The organism is Terrisporobacter mayombei (genome assembly GCF_020748465.1).
GTDB lineage: Bacteria > Bacillota > Clostridia > Peptostreptococcales > Peptostreptococcaceae > Terrisporobacter > Terrisporobacter mayombei.
Genome location: NZ_JAHZMP010000187.1, coordinates 1 through 473, shown reverse-complemented (window position 1 = coordinate 473; position 473 = coordinate 1). Strand labels below are relative to the sequence as shown.

The window sequence follows — 473 nt, the reverse complement described above, 5'->3', positions numbered from 1 at the left end:
TGGAAAATGTCTCGGTTTCTTTTGGCCAACGCCGCGTCCTCTCTGATGTGTCGCTGGAACTTAAACCTGGAAAAATTTTGACTTTACTTGGGCCAAATGGCGCAGGTAAGTCGACACTGGTACGGATAGTGCTCGGGCTGGTAACACCCGATGAAGGGGTTATCAAGCGCAACGGAAAACTGCGCATCGGCTATGTACCGCAGAAGCTGTATCTCGACACCACGTTGCCACTGACCGTAAACCGTTCTTTACGCTTACGCCCTGGTACACATAAAGAAGATATTTTGCCGGCACTGAAACGTGTCCCGGCCGGGCACCTGATTAACGCACCGATGCAAAAGCTCTCTGGTGGCGAAACGCAGCGTGTACTATTAGCGCGAGCATTGTTAAATCGCCCGCAATTATTAGTGCTGGATGAACCCACTCAAGGCGTGGATGTAAATGGCCAGGTGGCGTTATATGACCTTATTGAC

General features: G+C 50.7%; 1 protein-coding gene. It reads left to right on the top strand.

The window, feature by feature from the left end; genetic code table 11:
• Positions 1-473 (top strand): zinc ABC transporter ATP-binding protein ZnuC (znuC, locus tag K0039_RS25175; RefSeq protein WP_228106863.1); only part of this gene is annotated, 473 nt, incomplete at both ends.